This is a genomic window from Gordonia sp. SMJS1, from assembly GCF_029866425.1.
In the GTDB taxonomy this organism is placed as follows: domain Bacteria; phylum Actinomycetota; class Actinomycetes; order Mycobacteriales; family Mycobacteriaceae; genus Gordonia; species Gordonia hongkongensis.
This window is the reverse complement of sequence record NZ_CP123381.1, coordinates 963767-982771: the sequence shown is the minus strand read 5'-3', so window position 1 is coordinate 982771 and position 19005 is coordinate 963767. Positions and strand designations below refer to the sequence as shown.

Annotated in this window: 18 protein-coding genes; 6 read left to right on the top strand and 12 right to left on the bottom strand. The window is 69.1% G+C overall.

What is annotated here, in order from left to right; genetic code table 11:
* Window positions 1-3: 3 nt before the first annotated feature.
* Genes QAD21_RS04570 through QAD21_RS04555 form a run of 4 tightly spaced genes read right to left on the bottom strand, consistent with a single transcriptional unit; the run spans window position 4 to window position 4683 of the window.
* On the bottom strand, window positions 4-861 hold the full coding sequence (locus tag QAD21_RS04570) for a thioesterase family protein (protein ID WP_058252638.1): 858 nt from the start codon (window positions 859-861) through the stop codon (window positions 4-6).
* Window positions 862-899: 38 nt separating this feature from the next.
* A complete protein-coding gene (locus QAD21_RS04565; protein ID WP_078113004.1) occupies window positions 900-1802 on the bottom strand; it encodes a sugar phosphate isomerase/epimerase in 903 nt (300 codons plus the stop codon).
* Between the two features lie 52 nt (window positions 1803-1854).
* Entirely contained in the window at window positions 1855-3651 is a 1797-nt protein-coding gene (locus QAD21_RS04560; RefSeq protein WP_165630533.1) for a hypothetical protein, read from the bottom strand.
* Window positions 3652-3705: 54 nt separating this feature from the next.
* Entirely contained in the window at window positions 3706-4683 is a 978-nt protein-coding gene (locus QAD21_RS04555; RefSeq protein ID WP_171011611.1) for a Ppx/GppA phosphatase family protein, read from the bottom strand.
* 55 nt (window positions 4684-4738) lie between these two features.
* Between QAD21_RS04555 and QAD21_RS04550 the strand changes: the two genes are divergently transcribed.
* Entirely contained in the window at window positions 4739-5599 is an 861-nt protein-coding gene (locus QAD21_RS04550) for a hypothetical protein (protein ID WP_068970362.1), read from the top strand.
* A gap of 26 nt (window positions 5600-5625) precedes the next feature.
* On the opposite strand, the gene QAD21_RS04545 is transcribed toward QAD21_RS04550, so the two are convergent.
* From QAD21_RS04545 to QAD21_RS04530, 4 genes are all read right to left on the bottom strand, one after another.
* The gene (locus QAD21_RS04545) at window positions 5626-6312 is read right to left on the bottom strand and encodes a response regulator transcription factor (protein ID WP_058252633.1); all 687 of its coding nucleotides are present in this window, start codon (window positions 6310-6312) and stop codon (window positions 5626-5628) included.
* Window positions 6309-7721, bottom strand: coding sequence for an ATP-binding protein (locus QAD21_RS04540; RefSeq protein WP_058252632.1), 1413 nt, complete (start codon window positions 7719-7721; stop codon window positions 6309-6311). The genes QAD21_RS04545 and QAD21_RS04540 overlap by 4 nt, the downstream gene beginning before the upstream one ends.
* A 139-nt stretch (window positions 7722-7860) precedes the next feature.
* Window positions 7861-8181, bottom strand: a complete 321-nt coding sequence (locus tag QAD21_RS04535) for a GNAT family N-acetyltransferase (RefSeq protein WP_058252631.1) — start codon at window positions 8179-8181, stop codon at window positions 7861-7863.
* A gap of 81 nt (window positions 8182-8262) precedes the next feature.
* Entirely contained in the window at window positions 8263-9009 is a 747-nt protein-coding gene (locus QAD21_RS04530) for a phosphoglyceromutase (protein ID WP_058252630.1), read from the bottom strand.
* A gap of 151 nt (window positions 9010-9160) precedes the next feature.
* Between QAD21_RS04530 and QAD21_RS04525 the strand changes: the two genes are divergently transcribed.
* Complete coding sequence (locus QAD21_RS04525) at window positions 9161-10609, top strand: APC family permease (RefSeq protein ID WP_280360564.1); 1449 nt, start codon at window positions 9161-9163, stop codon at window positions 10607-10609.
* A 71-nt stretch (window positions 10610-10680) separates the two neighbouring features.
* Here QAD21_RS04525 and QAD21_RS04520 read toward each other — a convergent pair whose 3' ends face one another.
* From QAD21_RS04520 to mshA, 3 genes are all read right to left on the bottom strand, one after another.
* Window positions 10681-12288 carry an AMP-binding protein gene (locus QAD21_RS04520; RefSeq protein WP_137809733.1) on the bottom strand — a complete coding sequence of 536 codons (1608 nt, stop codon included), beginning with the start codon at window positions 12286-12288 and terminating at the stop codon, window positions 10681-10683.
* A gap of 82 nt (window positions 12289-12370) precedes the next feature.
* Complete coding sequence (locus tag QAD21_RS04515; protein WP_065629192.1) at window positions 12371-12991, bottom strand: YbjN domain-containing protein; 621 nt, start codon at window positions 12989-12991, stop codon at window positions 12371-12373.
* Window positions 12992-13051: 60 nt separating this feature from the next.
* The gene (gene mshA, locus QAD21_RS04510; protein ID WP_137809734.1) at window positions 13052-14407 is read right to left on the bottom strand and encodes a D-inositol-3-phosphate glycosyltransferase; all 1356 of its coding nucleotides are present in this window, start codon (window positions 14405-14407) and stop codon (window positions 13052-13054) included.
* Window positions 14408-14534: 127 nt separating this feature from the next.
* On the opposite strand from mshA, the gene QAD21_RS04505 reads away from it, so the two are divergent.
* The 3 genes from QAD21_RS04505 to QAD21_RS04495 are packed head-to-tail and all read left to right on the top strand — an operon-like array spanning window position 14535 to window position 17226.
* A complete protein-coding gene (locus QAD21_RS04505; protein WP_137809735.1) occupies window positions 14535-15521 on the top strand; it encodes a zinc ABC transporter substrate-binding protein in 987 nt (328 codons plus the stop codon).
* Window positions 15522-15565: 44 nt separating this feature from the next.
* A complete protein-coding gene (locus QAD21_RS04500) occupies window positions 15566-16360 on the top strand; it encodes a metal ABC transporter ATP-binding protein (RefSeq protein ID WP_223259038.1) in 795 nt (264 codons plus the stop codon).
* The gene (locus QAD21_RS04495; RefSeq protein WP_058252624.1) at window positions 16357-17226 is read left to right on the top strand and encodes a metal ABC transporter permease; all 870 of its coding nucleotides are present in this window, start codon (window positions 16357-16359) and stop codon (window positions 17224-17226) included. The genes QAD21_RS04500 and QAD21_RS04495 overlap by 4 nt, the downstream gene beginning before the upstream one ends.
* A 52-nt stretch (window positions 17227-17278) precedes the next feature.
* Here QAD21_RS04495 and QAD21_RS04490 read toward each other — a convergent pair whose 3' ends face one another.
* Window positions 17279-17824 carry a DUF2599 domain-containing protein gene (locus QAD21_RS04490; RefSeq protein WP_165630535.1) on the bottom strand — a complete coding sequence of 182 codons (546 nt, stop codon included), beginning with the start codon at window positions 17822-17824 and terminating at the stop codon, window positions 17279-17281.
* Between the two features lie 13 nt (window positions 17825-17837).
* On the opposite strand from QAD21_RS04490, the gene QAD21_RS04485 reads away from it, so the two are divergent.
* Window positions 17838-18986, top strand: a complete 1149-nt coding sequence (locus QAD21_RS04485) for a beta-mannosidase (protein ID WP_280360563.1) — start codon at window positions 17838-17840, stop codon at window positions 18984-18986.
* The last annotated feature ends 19 nt before the right edge of the window (window positions 18987-19005 follow it).

Here is a 19005-nt window from a genome sequence, read left to right as displayed (position 1 = left end):
TGTCTACCTTCCTGCGGGGATGAGGGCGAGCTGACGGGACTGTGCGACGACGGTCCCGGTCGAGTCCACCACGAGGTGGTCCTCCTCGAACATTCCGGGGCCGACCTCGGAACTCGTCGCGGCGAAACGCAGCCAGCCGGGCGCGGGATGGCGCCGGACGTAGGTGGTCAGCTGCACCGTGGGCGCCCATCCGAACAGCGCCAGGTTCATGACGACCGGGGGCGAGATGTCACCGACCAGGACCGTGAAGTACTCGTCGGGTTCGACGCCCTTCGGCCGGATCCACCCGCGGACGAGCGGCTCGCCGGTCTCGCCGCGGACGACGGGGAACGTCTCCGAGTCGAGGACCAGGTCGATGGCGGCGCCGAGGTGGTTGACCTCGGCGATGGGCGAACCGTCGAGCGGGATGCCGGTCGACGACGGTTCCACGGGCACGGAGTCGAGGACCGTGGGGCCGGAGTGGTGCGGCCGGCCGCTGTCGGGACGGGCCATCGTCACCGACGAGGACACCACGGTCCGACCGAGTTGCACGGCGTCGACCGACAGGACCGTGACGGTGCGCCCGCGCTTGCGCACACTGATCACCAGGTCGACGTCCGCGGCATCGGGAGCGGTGAGGTAGTCGCTGGAGATCGCCACCGGGATCATCGCGGCCGCCGACTCGGCGAGCCGGTCGCCGTCCGGCGTGAGCGCGGTCAGCGCGGTCCGGGCCGCCTTCGCGACCACCATCTGCAGCGTGCCGCCGTGCACCTTGGGGCCGATCGTGAACGTCTCGTCGATGTGCGCCCGCAGGGTGATCGAGTCCGGACCGCCACGGTCGACCTCGGTCAGCTCCTGCACCTGGGTGATCTTGCTGGTCATCGTCCCGCCTTCGTCGAGGAGACCCGTCCCCCGACGAATCAGCTGCTCAACTGGCCGGTGGGCTCGGGGTGCAGCTCCCGTTTGAGATGCCGCCGCGCAAAATCTAGCGAACGGGCCAGCAGCGCGCTGCGCTCGGGTTTGGTGCGCGCGCTCCCCGTGGTGACCTCGAGCACAACCGCCCCGGCGAAGTCGCTCGCCGCGATGCGCCGGCACACCTCGGCGCAGGGCTGCGCCCCGTCACCGGGGATCAGGTGCTCGTCGGTGGCGGCACCGTTGCCGTCGGCGAGATGCAGGTGGTTGAGGCGCGAGCCCATCCGGTCGAGAAGAGCGAGGGCGTCGACGCCGGCGGTCGCGGTGTGCGAGAGATCGAGCGTGTAGTGCGCGTAGCCGTCATCGGTCGGATCGATCGACTTGCCGAACGCCGATGCCGCCAGACCGGGACCACCGCCGCGCTTGCTGAGTCGCCGGACCGAGGGCTCCCCTGCGCCGAACAGCCGGTCGGCGCGCATGGGGAACATGTTCTCCACGGCGACCGCGACCCCGCTGTCCGCCTCGAGTTCGTCGACGAGATCGTCGAAGGCGGCGACGTAGCCACGCTGCCACCGGAACGGCGGATGCACGACGACGGTCGACGCACCGAGATCCTCGGCCGCCTCCACCGCACGGGCCAGCTTCACGACCGGGTCGCGTCCCCACACCCGCTGGGTGATGAGCAGACACGGGGCGTGGATCGACAGCACCGGAACCTGGTAGTGGTCCGACAGGTACTCGACCCGCCGGATGTCCTGGCTCAGAGCGTCACCCCACACCATCAACTCGACGCCGTCGAAGCCCAGTTCGGCGGCGTAGGCGAAGGCCGCCTCGGTGTTCTGGGGATAGACCGACGCCGTCGACAGACCGATCGGGATCTCGGCGGACGGACGCAGGAGGTCGGGTCTCATCCGGTCCGCCCGCTTCGCTCCGCTCCCGACGGGTTCATCGGTTCACACCGGCTCACGCGGCCAACAACACCAGCGGCCCGATGGTGACCAGCAGACCCACGCCGAGCGCGAGCAGCGTCGTCGGCAGGTCTTTGGTGCGCCGGACCACATGCGACAGCGTCACGATGCCGAAGATCACCAGGACCGCGAGCACCAGCGCGAAGTACGGATTCCATCGCCACAGTTCGGTGAAACCCCAGAACAGGCCGACGCCGACCGCGAGGCCGACGATCGCCTGTCCGAACAACACCAGCCAGGCCTTCACCGGCGACTCCTCGGCGTCGTCGGTCGCCCGACCGTCCGGTGCCGGTGCCGGCGTGTCGACGGTGCCGGTCCGCTCGGCGGACTCCGCGTCCGCGGCCGAAGGCACGACGTCCTGTCCGGCGTGTTCCGCCGTGGCGGCTGCCGAGTCGGGATCGGCGTCGTCATCGGAGGTCTCGTCGATGTCCGTGGTGTCGTGCAGAGCATCGAACTCCGCCGGGCCCTCGGGCTCGGCGGGACCCTCCGGCTCGCGCTCCTTCACCAGGTCGACCCGGCCCTCGTCGTCCTCGGACGCGGACTCGATCGGTTCGATGGCCTCGGTCGGGTGGTCGTCGGTGGGGCGGTCGGCGGTCTGGAGACTCTCGGTCTCGTCCGAGCCGGTCCACCGACCGTCGGCCTCATGGGTCTCGGGGTGCGCCGCGGCGATCGCCGCCGTCGTGCCACCCGCAGTCGCGGCGGCGGCCGCGGTGGCTGCCCAGTCGTGCGTCGACTCGTTGCCGTCGGTGTGTGCGTCCGGGTGGTCGTCGGTGTGGCGATCGGGATCGTTCCGGTCCCGGTTCTTGCCGCCGAAGAGCTTGCGCGCGAACCCGACGACACCCGACGGACCGGTCTTCTTCGACGCCCCGATCTTGCGGGCCGGGCCCCCGGACCGGCCCTTGCCCCCCGGCCCGTCGTTCCCGCTCTCCACATCTGCGAAGTTGCGATAGGCGTCGAAGTCCATGACCTCGGAGAACCCGCCGTCGCCGCGCTCGCGGGGGCCGTCGGTGCCCGCATCGACCTCGGTCAGGTCGTAGGTGACCACGTCGTCGGAGTCGACGACCGACAGATCCGACCCGTTCTCACCCACCACCGGGATGATGCCGGTGACGGCGTTCGCCGACTCCTGGTCGACGGGAGCGGAATCTCGCGGCGGCGTCTGCCCGAGGCGACGTGCCACCGCCTCGGAGCTGAAGTCACGCGTCGACATCGGCGGGACGGCTTCCTGGCCGTAACCGGGCATCCCGCTGGCGGTGCGGTTACCCGGCCGTGCCTGGTGTTGCTGGTCGGCGCGCGGCCGGTCGACGACGGGCTGATCGTCGGCCGGGCGGCGCGGGACCGGGTTCGTCGAACGCGGGAACGGCGCGGCGGCCGCGGCCGGACGGTTCCGCGGGGTCGTGTCCCGCTCCGGGGCACCGTTCTCCGGAGCCGTCTTCTCTGGAGCAGTCTTCTCCGGAGCTGCCTTCTCCGGGGCCGCCGTCTCCGCAGGCGCGGTGCTCGCTGGTGGGGCAGCCGGCTCGGGCCGGGTTGCGGGTTCGGGCCGGGTTGCCGGCTCGGGCCGGGTTGCCGGCTCGGGCCGGGCCGCGGGCGCCGCGGAACCCTCTCCCGCGTCGGCGACCTTCGGGATCTCGCCGGTCAGCTCGGACACCGAGAACGATCCGTCCCGGCCGGCGCGTCGGCGGCCGCGGCCGTCACGGGTACGTGCCGGCGAGTCCCCCTGGGACCCCTGCGAGCGGGCGAGAAGTTCCGACACCGAGATGGGTCGGGATTCGGGCTCCGAATCCTTCGGCATGTAGTGGCTCTCCGTCCTCGTTCTCGAACGTTTGGGTCCGGGTCTACCAGGGTGTCAGCCGACGCCCTCGCGAACGCCCTGCACCGGTGTCGGCTCCAGCGCGTCGGCCTGCTCCGCGTCGAGTCGGCGCAGGATCACACCTTCCCGGAGTGCCCACGGACAGATTTCCAGTGTATCGACTTGCAACGCGCGCATCGCCGCCTCGGCGACCAGCGCCCCGGCGACCAGCTGGCCCGCCCGATCCGAGCTGACGCCCTCGAGTTCGGCGCGATCGGCCTTGGTCATGCGGGAGATGAAGGAGATGAGCTGACGAAGCCCGCTCGTCGTCAGTTCGCGGCGCACCCGCGGTCCGGCACTCGACGGCGCCGCGCCGGTCAGCCGGGCCAGGCTCCGGAAGGTCTTCGACGTGCCGACGCACAGATCCGGCGCACCGGGTGCGAGCAGTTGGGCCGCCGGTGCGCGGAGTTCGGCGTCGAGCCAGTCGCGCAGCACGCCGACCCGCCGCCGGTCCGGCGGATCGTCGGGCAGCCACTCGCGGGTGAGTCGTCCGGCCCCCAGCGGCAGTGACAGTGCGACGTCGGGTTCCTCGTCGACGCCGTTCGACATCTCCAGGGAGCCGCCGCCGATGTCGAGAGCGAGGATGCGGCCGGCGCTCCAGCCACGCCAGCGGCGCACCGCCAACGACGTCAACCGGGCCTCGTCGCGCCCCGACAGGACGAGCACGCGCACCCCGGTCCGCTGCTCGATCTCGTCGAGCAGGTCGTCGGAGTTCGTCGCATCGCGCACGGCCGACGTCGCGAACGCCATCATCTGCTCGCAACCGGACGTCCGGGCGATGTGGGTGAACTCGTCGATCGACTCGATGAGCTTGGCGACGGCGCGATCGCTCATCCGGCCGTCGGCGTCTATCTGTTCGGCCAGGCGCAGGACCGCCTTGGTCGAACTCATCGGGGTGGGGTGACCGCCACGATGGGCGTCGACCACCAGGAGGTGGACTGTGTTGCTGCCCACGTCGAGGACTCCTAAGCGCACGGGTCAACGGTAGTGCAGCCGCATGCACCGCCCGATCCCGGCTACCGTGTAAAAGGTGACCGCCATTTCGCCGTCCGCGCCTCGCATCGATCCCGCGCCGGAGGTCGAACTCGACTTTCCGCGCGAATGGTACGAATTCGCCGATCCCGCCGACCCCGAGCACGTCATCCGGGCCGATCTCACCTGGCTGCTCTCGCACTGGACATGCGTGTTCGGCACACCCGCATGTCAGGGCATCCTCCCGGGCCGGGAGACCGACGGCTGCTGCAGTCACGGCGCATACCTGTCCGACAAGGACGATCGCAAAACCCTCGCCCGCGGCGTCGCGATGCTGACGCCCGAGGACTGGCAGTTCTACAAAAAGGGCTCCGGCAAGGACCCGGTCGGCCCGAAGGGGTACCTCGAGGAGAGCGACCTCGACGACGAGCCCGCCCTGAAGACGCGACTCCACAAGGGCGCGTGCATCTTTCTGAACCGACCCGGGTTCGCCGGCGGCGTCGGCTGCGCGTTGCACTCGATGGCCCTGCGCAAGGGACTCGAACCGCTCACGGTCAAACCCGACGTGTGCTGGCAGCTGCCCATCCGTCGTGAGCAGGACTGGATCGAACGCCCCGACGGCACCCAGGTGCTCCAGACGACGATCACCGAATTCGACCGGCGCGGCTGGGGCGAGGGCGGCCACGATCTGAAGTGGTACTGCTCGGGTTCCCCCGACGTCCACATCGGGGCCAAGCAGGTGTGGGAGTCGTACGCACCCGAGCTCACCGCGCTGCTCGGCGAGGCCGCCTATGCGGCGCTGGCAGCCGCCTGCCGACGCCGGAACGGGCTGGGGCTCATCGCGATCCACCCGGCGACGCAGGCCGCGACCCAGCGCCGCGAGACCGACGTCAAATACGAGCTGCAGCCCCCGGAGTAGTCCCCGGGCGCCGCGGCCCGGCCGGCTCACGCCTCGAGCTTGTACCCGAGGCCGCGGACGGTGATGAGGTGCTTCGGATTCGCCGGGTCGGGCTCGATCTTCGAGCGCAGGCGCTTGACGTGCACGTCGAGTGTCTTGGTGTCGCCGACGTAGTCGACGCCCCACACCCGGTCGATGAGCTGACCCCGGGTAAGGACGCGGCCGGAGTTGCGCAGCAGATACTCGAGGAGGTCGAACTCCTTGAGCGGCAGAGTGATCGACGTTCCGTTGACCGACACGGTGTGTCGCTCGACGTCCATCCGGACCGGCCCGGCCTCCAGGATCCCGATCTCCAGACCGTCGTCGGGCACCTCCCCGCCGCGCCGCAGCACCGCGCGGATGCGGGCGATCAGCTCACGCGCCGAATACGGCTTGGTCACATAGTCATCCGCGCCGAGTTCGAGGCCGACGACCTTGTCGATCTCACTGTCGCGCGCGGTCACCATGATCACCGGGACATTCGACCGGGTGCGCAAGGCCTTGCAGATCTCGGTTCCGGACATCCCGGGCAGCATGAGATCGAGGAGCACGATGTCGGGACTGACCCGATCGAAGGTCGGCAACGCCTGCGCGCCATCGGTGATGACGCTGGCCTCGAAGCCCTCTTTGCGCAGTAGGAAGGCCAGCGGATCCGCCAGCGATTCCTCGTCCTCGACGATCAGAACGTGGGTCAACTCTTGTTTCCTTCGGTGGGTCGGGCAGATGGGTCGTCACCCTCCGCGGAGGGAAGTGCGCGAGGCGGCGCATCGGGATCCGACAGTGCCTGCTGGGCTGCCGGCGGCCAGCCGGCGTCGGACAGGTCCTCCGGAATGCACAGCGTGAAGGTCGAGCCGGTGCCGGGCTTGCTCCACAAATTGATGGTCCCGCCGTGGTTGGCGGCCACGTGCTTGACGATGGCCAGCCCGAGCCCGGTTCCGCCGGTCATCCGGGACCGGGCCTTGTCGACCCGGAAGAACCGCTCGAAGACCCGCTGCTGATCCTCCGGCTCGATCCCGATCCCCCGGTCGGTCACCGCGATGGCGACCATCGGCCGCCCGTCGATCTTGATCACGCGGCGGCTGATCGAGACCACGGTGTCCGACGCCGAGTACGAGATGGCGTTCGAGATGAGGTTGTTCAGTGCGGTGAGCAGCAGCGGACGGTCGCCGCGGATGATGACGCCGATCGGACCGTCGGCGCGCAGTTCGATGGCCGCCGCCTCGGCGGCGAGCGTCGCCGCGGCCAGCGCGTCGTCGATGAGCGAGTCGACGTCGATGCAGGTGAACTCCGGTGTGACGCCGTCCTGGAGTCGGGACAACGCCAGCAGCTCGCTCACCATGTTGCCCATGCGCTTGGTCTCGCCGACGACGCGGCGACCGAAGTGCTGCACCGAATCGGTGTCGTCGGCCGACTCGAGCAACGCCTCGGCGAGCAGCCCGATCGCGCCGACGGGGGTCTTGAGCTCGTGCGAGACGTTGGCGACGAAGTCTCGCCGGGTGGCCTCCACGCGTTTGTGTTCGGTGTCGTCGAGTCCGTACGCGACGACATAGCGTTCCTCGCCCTGCGCGACGATCCGCGCGTGACAGCGCACGTGCTCGACACTGGGCCGGGGCGTCCGTCCGGTCGAGACGAAGCCGAGACTCGACATCGGCGGGCTGAACTCGAAGCGCCGTTCGACGCCGGTGTCGAGCACTTCCTTCACGGCCTCCCACACCGGGTCGGCCAGCAGCATCTCGCGTACGAGCCCGAGTTCGACGGCCCGCTGGTTGTACAGCACGACGTCGCGGAACTCGTCGACCACGGCGATGGCGGTCTCGGTGTTGCGCACGACCATGCTCAACAGACCGGCCTTGGTCATCCGGCCGTCGTCGGTGGTCGCCTGCACGTCGGAGTCACGGACCTCGGCCGAGGCCGGCACCTCACGGGGACCGAGGGTCGCCTCGGGAACGAATTCGGCGGCGGTGGATGCGGAACGACGCGGGATGCGATCGAGGAACGCGAACCCTCGAGACCGGTCCCGGTCCCGGGTGCGTCGACCGATCACGACACCGAGGCAGAGCGCGAGTACGAACGCGATCGTCGCGGCGAAGATTGCGGCGGTCACAGGGGCAGCTTACGGCTCGACCAACACCGAACGCACATCTGACGAAGGTGTTCGACAGTTGTTCACGCGGAGTTGGCCGGAGTCCCTGCCGACGCGGCGGCGCGCTTCCCCGGTACCGGGGCGGCCGTGTCCGGACCGGTCATTGCGGAACCGGAACCGCCATGTCCGCGAACTCGGGGTGACGTTCGATGAAGCGCTGCACGTAGGAGCAGACCGGCACGACCTGCTTGCCGCCGCGCCGGATGTCCTCGAGGACCGCCTGGACCAATTGGCCCGCGTACCCGTGACCACTGAACTGCTCGCGGATCACGGTGTGCGTGATGACCACCTGGTAGGGCTCGGAGACGTAGTCGAGATAACCGACGATCTCGTCGTCGCCCTGGGAATCGGCGACGAGGATCGCCTCGTACCGCTCCTGGGCAGGTGAGTGCTCGATTCGCAGGGTGCCCATGTCCGCCATGCCGTCTAATGTAGCGCGCGCCACACCGTCGACGCCATGGCGAAACGTGTCACGTCTGGATGTCCGAACGGACCCCGTCGGCTACTTCTGCCCCTGGGCGGCCACCGCGGCGGCACCCGCGGCTGCCGCCTCGGGGTCCAGGTAGGTACCACCCGGGTTGAGCGGTTTCAGGTCGTCGTCGAGGTCGTAACGAAGCGGGTTGCCGGTGGGGATGTTGAGTCCGGCGATGTCGTCGTCGGAGATGCCGTCGAGGTGCTTGACGAGCGCGCGCAGCGAGTTGCCGTGCGCCGCGAGCAGCACGTTCTTCCCCGCCCGGACGTCGGCGACGATCGTCTCGAGGTAGTACGGGATGAACCGCTCGACGACGTCCTTGAGGCACTCGGTCAGCGGCACCTCGGGGAGATCGGCGTACCGCGCGTCGCCCACCTGGCTGTATTCGGCATCGGGTTCGATCGCCGGCGGCGGGGTGTCGTAACTGCGACGCCACAGCATGAACTGCTCGTCGCCGAACTTCTCCTTGGTCTCGGCCTTGTTCAGGCCCTGCAGCGCGCCGTAGTGGCGCTCGTTGAGGCGCCAGTCGCGGATCACCGGGATCCAGAGCCGGTCGGCCCGGTCGAGGGCGATGTGCGCGGTCGTGATCGCGCGGCGCAGCAGCGACGTGTAGACGACGTCGGGCAGCAGGTCGTGCTCGACGAGGAGCTCGCCCCCGCGTTCGGCCTCGGCCCTGCCCTTGTCGGTGAGCGCCACATCGACCCAGCCGGTGAACTGGTTGGACGCATTCCATTCGCTCTCGCCGTGCCGCATCAGGATCAGGGTGCCGTTGCTCATGGCCGATAGTTTTCCACAGTCGGTGCGCACCCTCTCCTCACCGGCGCCGGAACCCCCGGCCGGACCCCGGCGCGCACCTGGCGACGACGAAATGGTAATGAACCGGTCGATTCGCCGCGCGAACGGCCATGGGCGGGTCTAGCGTTAGCGCATGACAGCCAGTACAGACGCCGGTTCGGCCGGCCAGAATGCGGAGAAGCAGCCCGAGCTCAAACGCGTCTTGGGCTGGAAGCTGTTGTTGCTGTTCATCATCGGCGACATCCTGGGCACCGGCGTCTATGCCCTCACCGGACAGGTCGCCGGCGAGGTCGGCGGCGCGGCGTGGCTTCCGTTCCTGATCGCCTTCGCGGTCGCGACGCTGACGGCGTTCTCCTATCTGGAACTGGTGACGAAGTATCCCCAGGCCGCCGGCGCTGCGCTGTACGTACACAAGGCTTTCGGGGTCCACTTCATCACGTTCATCGTGCTGTTCACCGTCATGTGCTCGGGTATCACCTCGGCGACCACCGCGTCGCGCGCGTTCGCGGTGAACATGCTGACCGGCATCAACGGCGGCGAGTCCCCGGATGCGACGCGCCCCGCTCTGCTGTTCATCGCGATCGGCTTCCTGCTGCTGGTCATGTTCATCAACTTCCGCGGCGTCGCCGAAGGTGTGGGCACCAACGTGGTCCTGACCCTTGTCGAGCTGACGGGTCTCCTGCTGGTCATCTTCATCGCCTTGTTCTTCGTGTTCGGTGGCAACGCCGATCACTGGGATGCGGTGGTGGTTTTCGAATCGCCGGAGGAGAGGAACATCCTCATCGCGGTGTCGGCGGCGACGGCGCTGGCGTTCTTCGCACTGGTCGGATTCGAGGATTCGGTCAACATGGCCGAGGAGTGCAAAGAACCGACCAGGATCTTCCCCAAGGTCATGCTCAGTGGTCTGGGGATCACCGCGGTGGTGTACGTGCTCATCGCGATCCTCGCGGTCGCGATCGTGCCCGTGGGGGTGCTCGCCGAGAGCGAGACGCCGCTCGTCGACGTCGTGCAGACCGCCGCCCCGGACTTCCCGATGACCGAGCTGTTGCCGTGGATCTCGATGTTCGCGGTGGCCAACACGGCCCTGATCAACATGATGATGGCCAGCCGGCTGCTGTACGGCATGGCCAAGCAGGGGGTCCTGCCCAAGTTCCTGGCCTACGTCCATCCCGGACGCCGTACCCCGTTCGCCGCGATCGTGTTCACCACCGTCATCGCGCTGTGCCTACTGGTCTACGTCAGCGCCGACCCGAAGGGTTCCATCGTCGGACTGCTCGGCGGCACCACCGCACTGCTGCTGCTCGCGGTGTTCACCGTCGTCAACGTCTCCGTCCTGGTGCTGCGCAAGGATCACGTGGGACACAACCACTTCCGCACCTATACGCCGGTTGCGGTGCTCGGCGCCGTGACCTCCGGGGCGCTCACCCTCCCGTTTGCCCGCGCCGACAATCAGCAGTACTTGATCGCGGCCTGGCTACTCCTGCTCGGCGTCGTGCTGTGGGCGTTCACCTACTGGCATCAGAAGCGAACCGGCGCCGAAGCCGCCTCCTACGACGACATCCCGCCCCACGAGATCCCCTGACGTACAGAAAATGCGTATGACGTTGTGCCCGGTTGCCGGGCACAACGTCATACGGATGTCAGACGCAGAGACTACTTGCGGAGGTCCTTGCGCAGGATCTTGCCCGAGGCCGACTTGGGGATCGTCTCGATGAACTCGACGGCCCGGACCTTCTTGTGCGGGGCAACCTTCGACGCGACGAACTCGATGACCTCGTCGGCGGTGATCTCCGCATCGGGCTGGCGGACCACGAACGCCTTCGGGATCTCCTCGCCCGATTCCGCCTCGATCACGCCGATGACCGCGGCGTCGGCGATCTTGTCGTTGGTGAGCAGCAGCGCCTCGAGCTCGGCGGGCGGCACCTGGTAGCCCTTGTACTTGATGAGCTCCTTGAGCCGGTCGACGATGTAGACGCAGCCGGTCGGATCGACCTGCGCCATGTCGCCGGTGTGCAGGTAGCCGTCGGCGTCGATGGTGTCGGCGGTCGCCTGATCGTTGTTGAGGTAGCCCAGCATCACGTTCGGCCCCTTGACCCACAGCTCGCCCGGCTCGGACAGTCCCTCGCTCGGCAGCTCGATCTCCGCCCCCGATGCGGGGTCGACGATCTTGTTCTCGGAGTTCGGCACCGCCCACCCGGTCGAGGACAGCGGGGGGTCCTGCTGACCCAGCAGGCCGGGTGTGTCGGCCGGGATGATGTGACTCACCGGCGACAGCTCACTCATGCCGTAGCCCTGCAGCATGTGCAGGTCGAGACGTTTGGCGACGGCCTGGCCCAGCTCGTCGTCCAGCGGCGCCGCGCCCGACATCATCGTGTGCAGCGAGGACAGGTCGTAGTTGTCGATGATCGGGTGCTTGGCGAGTGCCACGGCCACCGGCGGTGCGATGTAGGCCATGGTGACCTTGTGGTTCTGGATGTTCTCGAGGAACTCGACGAGGTCGAACCGCGGCATCACGACCAGCGACGCCCGGTTGTACAGCGCCGCGTTCAGCAGCACCGTCATGCCGTAGATGTGGAAGAACGGCAGCACCGCGATCACCACATCGTCGGCGCCCATGCCCTGCAACGGTCGGATCTGCGCGACATTGGCGACCAGATTGCGATGCGAGAGCGCGACGCCCTTCGGATTCCCGGTCGTGCCCGATGAATACGGCAGGACCGCGACGTGCGTGGCCGGATCGAACGACACCTCCGGTGCGGCCAGTCCGGCGCCCAGGAGGTCCGCCGCGTTCGGGTGTCCGGAGGCGTCCTGGCCCTCGCCGTCGAGGACGATCAGGTCGGCATCCGCCAGCCCGACCTCGTCGGCGGCGGCCTTGGCCTGCTCCAGCATCGGCGAGATGGTCACCAGCATCTTGGCGCCGGAATCCCGCAGCTGCTTGGCGATCTCGGGTCCGGTGAAGAGTGCGTTGATCGTCGTCGCGGTGCCGCCGGCCCGCAGAATCCCGTGGAACACCGTCGCGAACGCCGGGATGTTGGGCGACAGGATGCCCACCACGTCGCCGACGCCGACACCCCGCGACGCCAACGCGCCCGCCGCCGCCTCGACCTGCGAGATCAGCTGCGCATAGGTGGTCGTCGCCCCCGACTTCGGGTCCACCAGCGCGGTACGGGCGAGGTCCTCCTCGGCCACCGCGCCGAACAGGAACTCGAACACACTCACGTCCGGGATCTCGACGTCGGGGAACGGACTCGTGAAGCTCATGACACCTCCATTGGGGAATTTCTCGACCGCATCGTATCAACGCACGTTGACACGGTGTGACGTGGACCTCTCTCGAGAGAGTCTACGATTCGTCCGATTCGGCGGTCGACGGATCCTCGGTGACGCTCTGCGCACCGTCGACGACCGACTCACCCGGTACGTAGCGACCTTCGAGCGGCTTCCCCGCCTCCGGCAGGGACTCCTTGTCGATGAGGTGCTCGAAGGCGAGCAGGTTGCGCAGCGATTCGCCGCGCGACACCCGCCACGCCCACTCCCGCTGGATCGAGGTCAGGAACCCGAGTTCGAGCAGGGTGTTGAAATCCCCGTCCGCGGCCTCGAGGACCTGCCCCAGGATCCGGTCGACCTCGCCGGAACTCAACCCGTCGGCGGAGATCCGGCCCACGAGGTAGATGTCACCGGTGTTGTCGATGGTGTAGGCGACGCCATACAGCCGGCGGTTGCGCTTCAACAGGTACTTGTACACGCCGGCGTGGTTCTCATCGGGCCGGCGGCACACGAAGGCCTCCACCCGGACGCCGTGCTCGCTCGCCGTCAGCAGCACGGTGGTCTTGAGTTTGCGTTCGCCGGGCAGCTCGACGACCACGTGATCGACGTCGGCCCCGCCGCCGCTCTTGCGCGCGAAGGCGATCTCGTTCTCGCCCAGCGTCTTCTCCAGCAGGTCGACGACCTCGTTGCGACTCACGGCATCCTCTCGTCGGTGGTATCGGGAACCCCTTGCGCAGCGGGCGATTTCGGCGCAGCGTCAGACGGTGACCCGGTTGCGCCGACGACCCCAGCGGCGTCGGAGGCGCGCCGAGGCCGCGGCCGTAGCGGACACCTCGGGCGATGCCGGGCGCTGGTGCGCGGCGAACGACCGCATCGCCCGGCCGTAACTCTCGAGAAGCTGATCGACCGTGTGTTCCCAGGAGAACTGCTCGGCGTGGGCGCGGGCGTGCTGTCCGAGCTCGACGAGTCGATCGGGTTGCGCGAGAAGCTTTTCCAGCGCATTCGTCCAGTCCCCGACCCGATGCCCGTTGACCAGCACTCCCGTCCGGCCGTCGTCGACCGCCACCCCGAGGCCACCCACATTCGCGGCGATGACGGGCGTCCCGCAGGCCTGCGCCTCGATCGCGACCAGTCCGAAACTCTCCGAATGACTGGGCACGGCAACCACATCCGACGCCCGGTAGACCTGCACCAGACGGTTCGCCGGCTGGGGCGGCAGGAAGGTGACCGAATCGGCGATCCCGAGTTCGGCGACCTGATCCATCAGCGCGGTGGGCCGTTGCAGCCCCGACCCCGACGGCCCGCCGACGATGAGCACCCGCAGCCTCCGCCCGGTCGCGGCGGACTCACCGATGAGCGGCGCGACCGCGGCGACGAGGAGGTCGGGGGCCTTCAGCGGTTGGATGCGCCCGACGAACGTCACGATCATCTCGTCGGGGTCGAGGCCGAGCTCCGCGCGGGCGGCCGCGGCGGAACCCGGTGTGTAACAGTCGAGATCGGCACCAGGGGTCACCACGTCGATACGGTCGGCGGCGGCACCGTACATCGCGAGCAATTCGGTCGCCTCGGTCTGGGTGTTCGCGACCAGGCGATCGGCCTCCCCGACCACCTGCTGCTCCCCGATGACCCGCAGCTGCGGCTCGGCGGTGTCGCCCTCGGCCAGCGATGCGTTCTTGACCGCGGCCAGGGTGTGCGCGGTGTGCACCAGCGGTACACCCCACCGGTCGCGGGCGAGCCACCCCACCTGGCCGGAGAGCCAGTAGTGCGAGTGGATGACGTCGTAGTGACCGGGCGCCTGCGCGGCCTCGGCACGCAGGACCCCGGCCGTGAACGCACACAGCTGGGCGGGCAGGTCGCGCTTGTCGAGGCCCTCGAACGGGCCGGCGACGACGTTGCGCACCGTCACCCCCGGCGCTGCGGCGACCGACGCCGGGTCGGCCGACGACGTCGCGCGGGTGAAGATCTCGACCTCGACTCCCCGACGGGCCAGCCGCGTCGCGGTCTGCCAGACGTAGACGTTCATCCCGCCGGCGTCGCCGGTGCCCGGTTGCGCCAGCGGCGAGGTGTGCACGGAGATCAGCGCGACACGCCGCGGGGACGGGCTCGAGGTCATGGTCTCCACCATAGAGAAACGCCGTGTCGGGCGAGGAGTCCCCCGGCCTGCGGACACCCTGCATGCCCGTCGCCGCGATCACCTAGACTGCTTTCGGTAACGATTGTCATTTGCGTGAAGGTTGTCGATGAAGAAATCCCTGCTGGCCACGGCCGGTGTGCTGTCCGCCGCCGCCCTGGTGTTGTCCGCCTGCTCCAGCGACTCCGGCGGGACCGACGGCCCCCCGACCGTGGTCGCGTCCACGAACGTCTGGGGCTCGGTGGCGGCCGCGGTCGCCGGCGACAACGCCGAGGTGACCGCGCTGTACACCAACGCCGACGGTGATCCGCACGAGTTCGAGCCCTCGGCAGCGGACACCGCGACGATCGCTGATGCCGACATCCTTGTCTTCAACGGCGGCCACTACGACTCCTACATGGAGGAGGCGGCGGCCAACTCGGACGCGACGGCGGTCGACGCCTACGCCCTGCTCGGCAGCGACAAGCATGCCGACGAGGCCGGTGGCGAGCACGCCGACCACGGCGACGAGCACGCGTCCGGCGATCACTCCGACGGGGCCCACGACCACGCGCACGGCGACCAGAACGAGCACGTCTTCTACGACCTCCCCGTCGTCGCCCAGGTGGCCGACAGGGTCGCCGACGCGCTGGCCGAGAAGGACCCGGGCAACGCGGAGACCTACCGCGCCAACGCCGAGACCTTCACCACCGGCATCGACGGTCTGCGCGCGAAGCTCACCACCATCCGGGAACAGCACGCCGACACCGAGGTCGCCCAGACCGAGCCGCTCGCGGGCTACATGCTGACCGAGGCCGGGCTCGTCGACATCGCGCCGGCCGGTTTCACCCAGGCCGTCGAGGAGGGCCAGTCACCCGCGGCCGCCGACCGTGCGGCACTGCAGGACATCCTGGCCGACCGTCGGGCGAAGGTGCTGATCTACAACACCCAGGCCGTGGACCCGGTGACACAGGCCATGCTCGACGTCGCGCGCTCCGCGGGCGTCCCGGTCGTGGAGTTCACCGAGACCCTGCCCGACGGCGTCACCGACTACGTCGTGTGGCAGGGCGCCCAGATCGACGACCTGACCGCGGCGCTGGGTTCCGGCCCCAATTGACCGGGGCAGGCGACTCGACCGGGACAGGCAGGGGCAGGCCGGTCGTGGAGTTCACCGGCGCCCGGCTCGCGTTCGGCGACCGGGTTCTCTGGGACGACCTCGACCTGACGATCGAACCCGGTGAGTTCGTCGCGGTCCTCGGGCCCAACGGCTCCGGCAAGACGTCGTTCCTGCGGGTCCTGTTGCACCAGTACGCGCTCGACCGCGGCACCGTGACCACCACCGATGCGGTGGGCTACATCCCCCAGCAGCACGCCGAGGACGACGCCGACCCGATGGCCATCCGCGGCCGGGACCTCGTCGGGTTCGGTGTCGACGGCGGCCGCTGGGGTGTCGGACTCCGGGGCCGGGCACGACGCCGCGCACTCGTCGACACCGCGCTCGGTTCGGTGGATGCCCTGCCGTACGCCGACGCCCCGCTGGGCGTCCTGTCCGGCGGCGAGCAGCAACGGCTACGCGTTGCCCAGGCGGTGGTGAGCGATCCCGCGCTGCTGCTCTGCGACGAGCCGCTCGCCAGTCTCGATCCGACCAACCAGCAGGTGGTCGTGGACCTCATCGATCGCCGGCGCCGGGACGCCGGGACGGCCGTCGTGTTCGTGACCCACGAGATCAACCCGATCCTGCCCTTTGTCGACCGGGTCCTGTACCTCGTCGACGGCCGGTTCCGCATCGGCGAGCCGCATGAGGTGATGACGACGGAGACGCTGAGCGAGCTGTACGGCAGCGATGTCGAGGTGCTGCGCGTCAACGGCCGTCTTGTCGTGATCGGCGGCGAGGACGCCCACCACTGCGCCGCCGACAGCGAACCGGGTGTCGCGAGGCGAGGCGGTCCGGCGTGAGCGTCACCCACCTCTCCGTCGACCGCTCGCTGAGCGACCTCTGGGATTTCTCCACCACCATCGACCTGCTGGGTTACGACTTCATGCAGCAGGCACTGCTCGCGATGGTGCTGCTCGGCCTCCTGGGCGGCCTGCTGGGCCCGCTCATCGTCGCCCGGCAGATGTCCTTCGCGGTGCACGGCGCCAGCGAACTGTCGGTGACCGGTGCCGCGGCGGCCCTGCTGATCGGGTTCAGCGTGAACCTCGGCGGCGTCATCGGCGCGGTCATCGCCGCGGCGGTCTTCGGCTTCCTCGGGAACAAGGCGCGGGAGCGCGACTCGGTGATCGGCGTCGTGATGGCGTTCGGCCTCGGCATCGGCGTCCTGTTCCTGGCCTTGTACGGCCGGATCGGGACCGGCTTCGCGTTGCTGACCGGTCAGGTCGTGAGCGTCGGCATCAACGGCCTGGTCGCGATCGCCATCACCACGGGCATCGTCGTCGTCGTGCTGGCCGTCATCTACCGGCCACTGCTGTTCGCCTCCACCGATCCCCGGGTCGCGCAGGCGCGGGGGGTACCCATCCGCACCCTGTCGGTGGTGTTCGCGATCATCATGGGCCTGGCGGCCGCGCAGGGCGTGCAGATCATCGGCGCGCTGCTGGTGATGTCGCTGATGATCACCCCGGGCGCCGCCGCCGCCCGCGTCACGTCGAATCCGACGCGCACGCTGGTGTTGTCGGTCGTGTTCGCCGAGGTCGCGGCGGTCGGCGGGCTGCTGATGTCGCTCGCTCCCAAGCTGCCCGTGTCGGTCTTCGTCACGATCATCTCGTTCGCGATCTACGTCGTGTGCCGGATCATCGGCAACCGCCGCGTGCATCGCACGCGCTGATCCGACAGAACACAACCACTGCCGGGCCGCCTCGCTCGCACCGCAGTACCTTTCATTCCTCGGCGAAGCCGGGGTTGCAGCCGGCGCCGACCATGTCCTCCTCGGCGACGACCGGCCGGCCGGGTTCAAGGTTCCAGCTGGGCTTCTCGGGTTCGACGATGCGGGCGAACCGCCAGTGGCAATCGAACTGGGCCTGCATTCCGGGGGTGTCGGCGGTGGGGTCGAGAGCGACGACCTCCGCCCACGCGGCGGCCATCGCGCCGGGGTCGGTGGTGTAGCGCCCGGAATTCGTGGGGAACACCGAGAGGCTCGGACCGACGTCGGTGTCGGTCCACTCGGTCCGCTCGATGTACGGCGGGCGGTAGACGATCGTCGGCGCGCTCTCGGTGGGCGAGTACGGGCCCGATGAATACGGGGTGGGCGACGGGCTCGTCGTGCTCGAGCCGGTCGTGGTCGGACCCGGTGCTGCGGGCTCGACCGTGTCTGTCCCGCACGCGGACAGGACCGCGGCGACGGCCAGCGCGCCGGCCGCGGCGCGCCACCGCCGCCGCCCTCCGTCGGCCACTCCCGCACCCGCCCTGCGCAACCCCGTCGACATACCGACACCCTAGGTGACGGGTAGCCTGCACCTTGTGGTCCGCCGGCGCGCGCACAAGCGGGCGGTCGGGTTGTTCGTCACCGCGATCGCCGTCGTCGTGCTGTGCCTCGCGGGGTGTGCGCGCACCCCCGATCCGGGACCTCCCCAGATCACCCAGTCGCATCGGGCCTCGACCACTCCCACCGGCCTGGTACTCGACGGAAAACCCTGGTGGCCCGCGGGTTTCAATGCGTATCAGCTCAGCACCGACTGGTCGGTCAACCGCGGCTGCGGCGCCCAGGTCGACGCCGACGGGTACTTCGACAGACTCCCGCCCCGCGCGCTGACCCGATTCAACCTGTACTCGGTCTTCGCCGTCGACAAGCGCAGCGGGCTCATCGATTTCGGGCCGATCGACCGGGTCTTCCAGGCCGCGGCCCGGCATCACCAGATGGTCCTGCCGGTCCTCACCGGAGGCTCGGGCGACTGCGAGGACGAGCGGTTCAAGGAACGCGACTTCTATGTCGACGGTTGGCAGACCGAGGAGATCGTCGGCGGGCTGACGTACGCGGAGTGGGTCGAGATCGCGGTGACCCGCTGGCACGACGAGCCGTCGATCGCCGGCTGGGAACTCGTCGGGGAGCCCGAGGCGAGCGAATGCGGTCCGGCCTCGTGCAACTGGGAGGCGCGAACGTGTCCCGACGATGCCACGGCCGTGTTGCGCGCGTTCTTCGACCGCGCCGGCGCCCATCTCCGGGCCTACGACGCCGACCGTCCGATCTTCTCTGGAGTGGTGGGCGGCGACCAGTGCGGCCTCGCGGGCGCGGGTTATGCCGAGGTCCTGGGCTCGGCCGGCGTGGACGTGCTCGACTTTCACGACTACCGCTCCGATGTCGATCCCGAATCGGGGCCCGCGGGCAGCAATCTGCGCGCACGACTGGCGCAGGCTCGCGAGCTCGGAAAACCGCTCGTGGTCAACGAGATCGGGATACACGCCGGCTCATGTGGCTCGATCGCGAACCGGGCCGAACAGTTCGAGACCATCATCGCGCGCCACCGCGACGCCGGGGTCGCCGGCGCGCTGCTGTGGTCCTTCGTGCCGGACCCGCGCGGCGCGCAGTGCTCGTACGACATCGGGTTGCATGACCCGGCCTGGAATGTGGTGCGCGAGAACGTCTCCTGATCGCATGCGACGGTCCGCT

Excerpts from the sequence above, each read along its gene's own strand:
- QAD21_RS04570 (WP_058252638.1), bottom strand. The coding sequence starts at position 861 with ATGACCAGCAAGATCACCCAGGTGCAGGAGCTGACCGAGGTCGACCGT.
- QAD21_RS04565 (WP_078113004.1), bottom strand. The coding sequence starts at position 1,802 with ATGAGACCCGACCTCCTGCGTCCGTCCGCCGAGATCCCGATCGGTCTG.
- QAD21_RS04560 (WP_165630533.1), bottom strand. The coding sequence starts at position 3,651 with ATGCCGAAGGATTCGGAGCCCGAATCCCGACCCATCTCGGTGTCGGAA.
- QAD21_RS04535 (WP_058252631.1), bottom strand. The coding sequence starts at position 8,181 with ATGGCGGACATGGGCACCCTGCGAATCGAGCACTCACCTGCCCAGGAG.
- QAD21_RS04530 (WP_058252630.1), bottom strand. The coding sequence starts at position 9,009 with ATGAGCAACGGCACCCTGATCCTGATGCGGCACGGCGAGAGCGAATGG.
- QAD21_RS04525 (WP_280360564.1), top strand. The coding sequence starts at position 9,161 with ATGACAGCCAGTACAGACGCCGGTTCGGCCGGCCAGAATGCGGAGAAG.
- QAD21_RS04520 (WP_137809733.1), bottom strand. The coding sequence starts at position 12,288 with ATGAGCTTCACGAGTCCGTTCCCCGACGTCGAGATCCCGGACGTGAGT.
- mshA (WP_137809734.1), bottom strand. The coding sequence starts at position 14,407 with ATGACCTCGAGCCCGTCCCCGCGGCGTGTCGCGCTGATCTCCGTGCAC.
- QAD21_RS04505 (WP_137809735.1), top strand. The coding sequence starts at position 14,535 with ATGAAGAAATCCCTGCTGGCCACGGCCGGTGTGCTGTCCGCCGCCGCC.
- QAD21_RS04490 (WP_165630535.1), bottom strand. The coding sequence starts at position 17,824 with ATGTCGACGGGGTTGCGCAGGGCGGGTGCGGGAGTGGCCGACGGAGGG.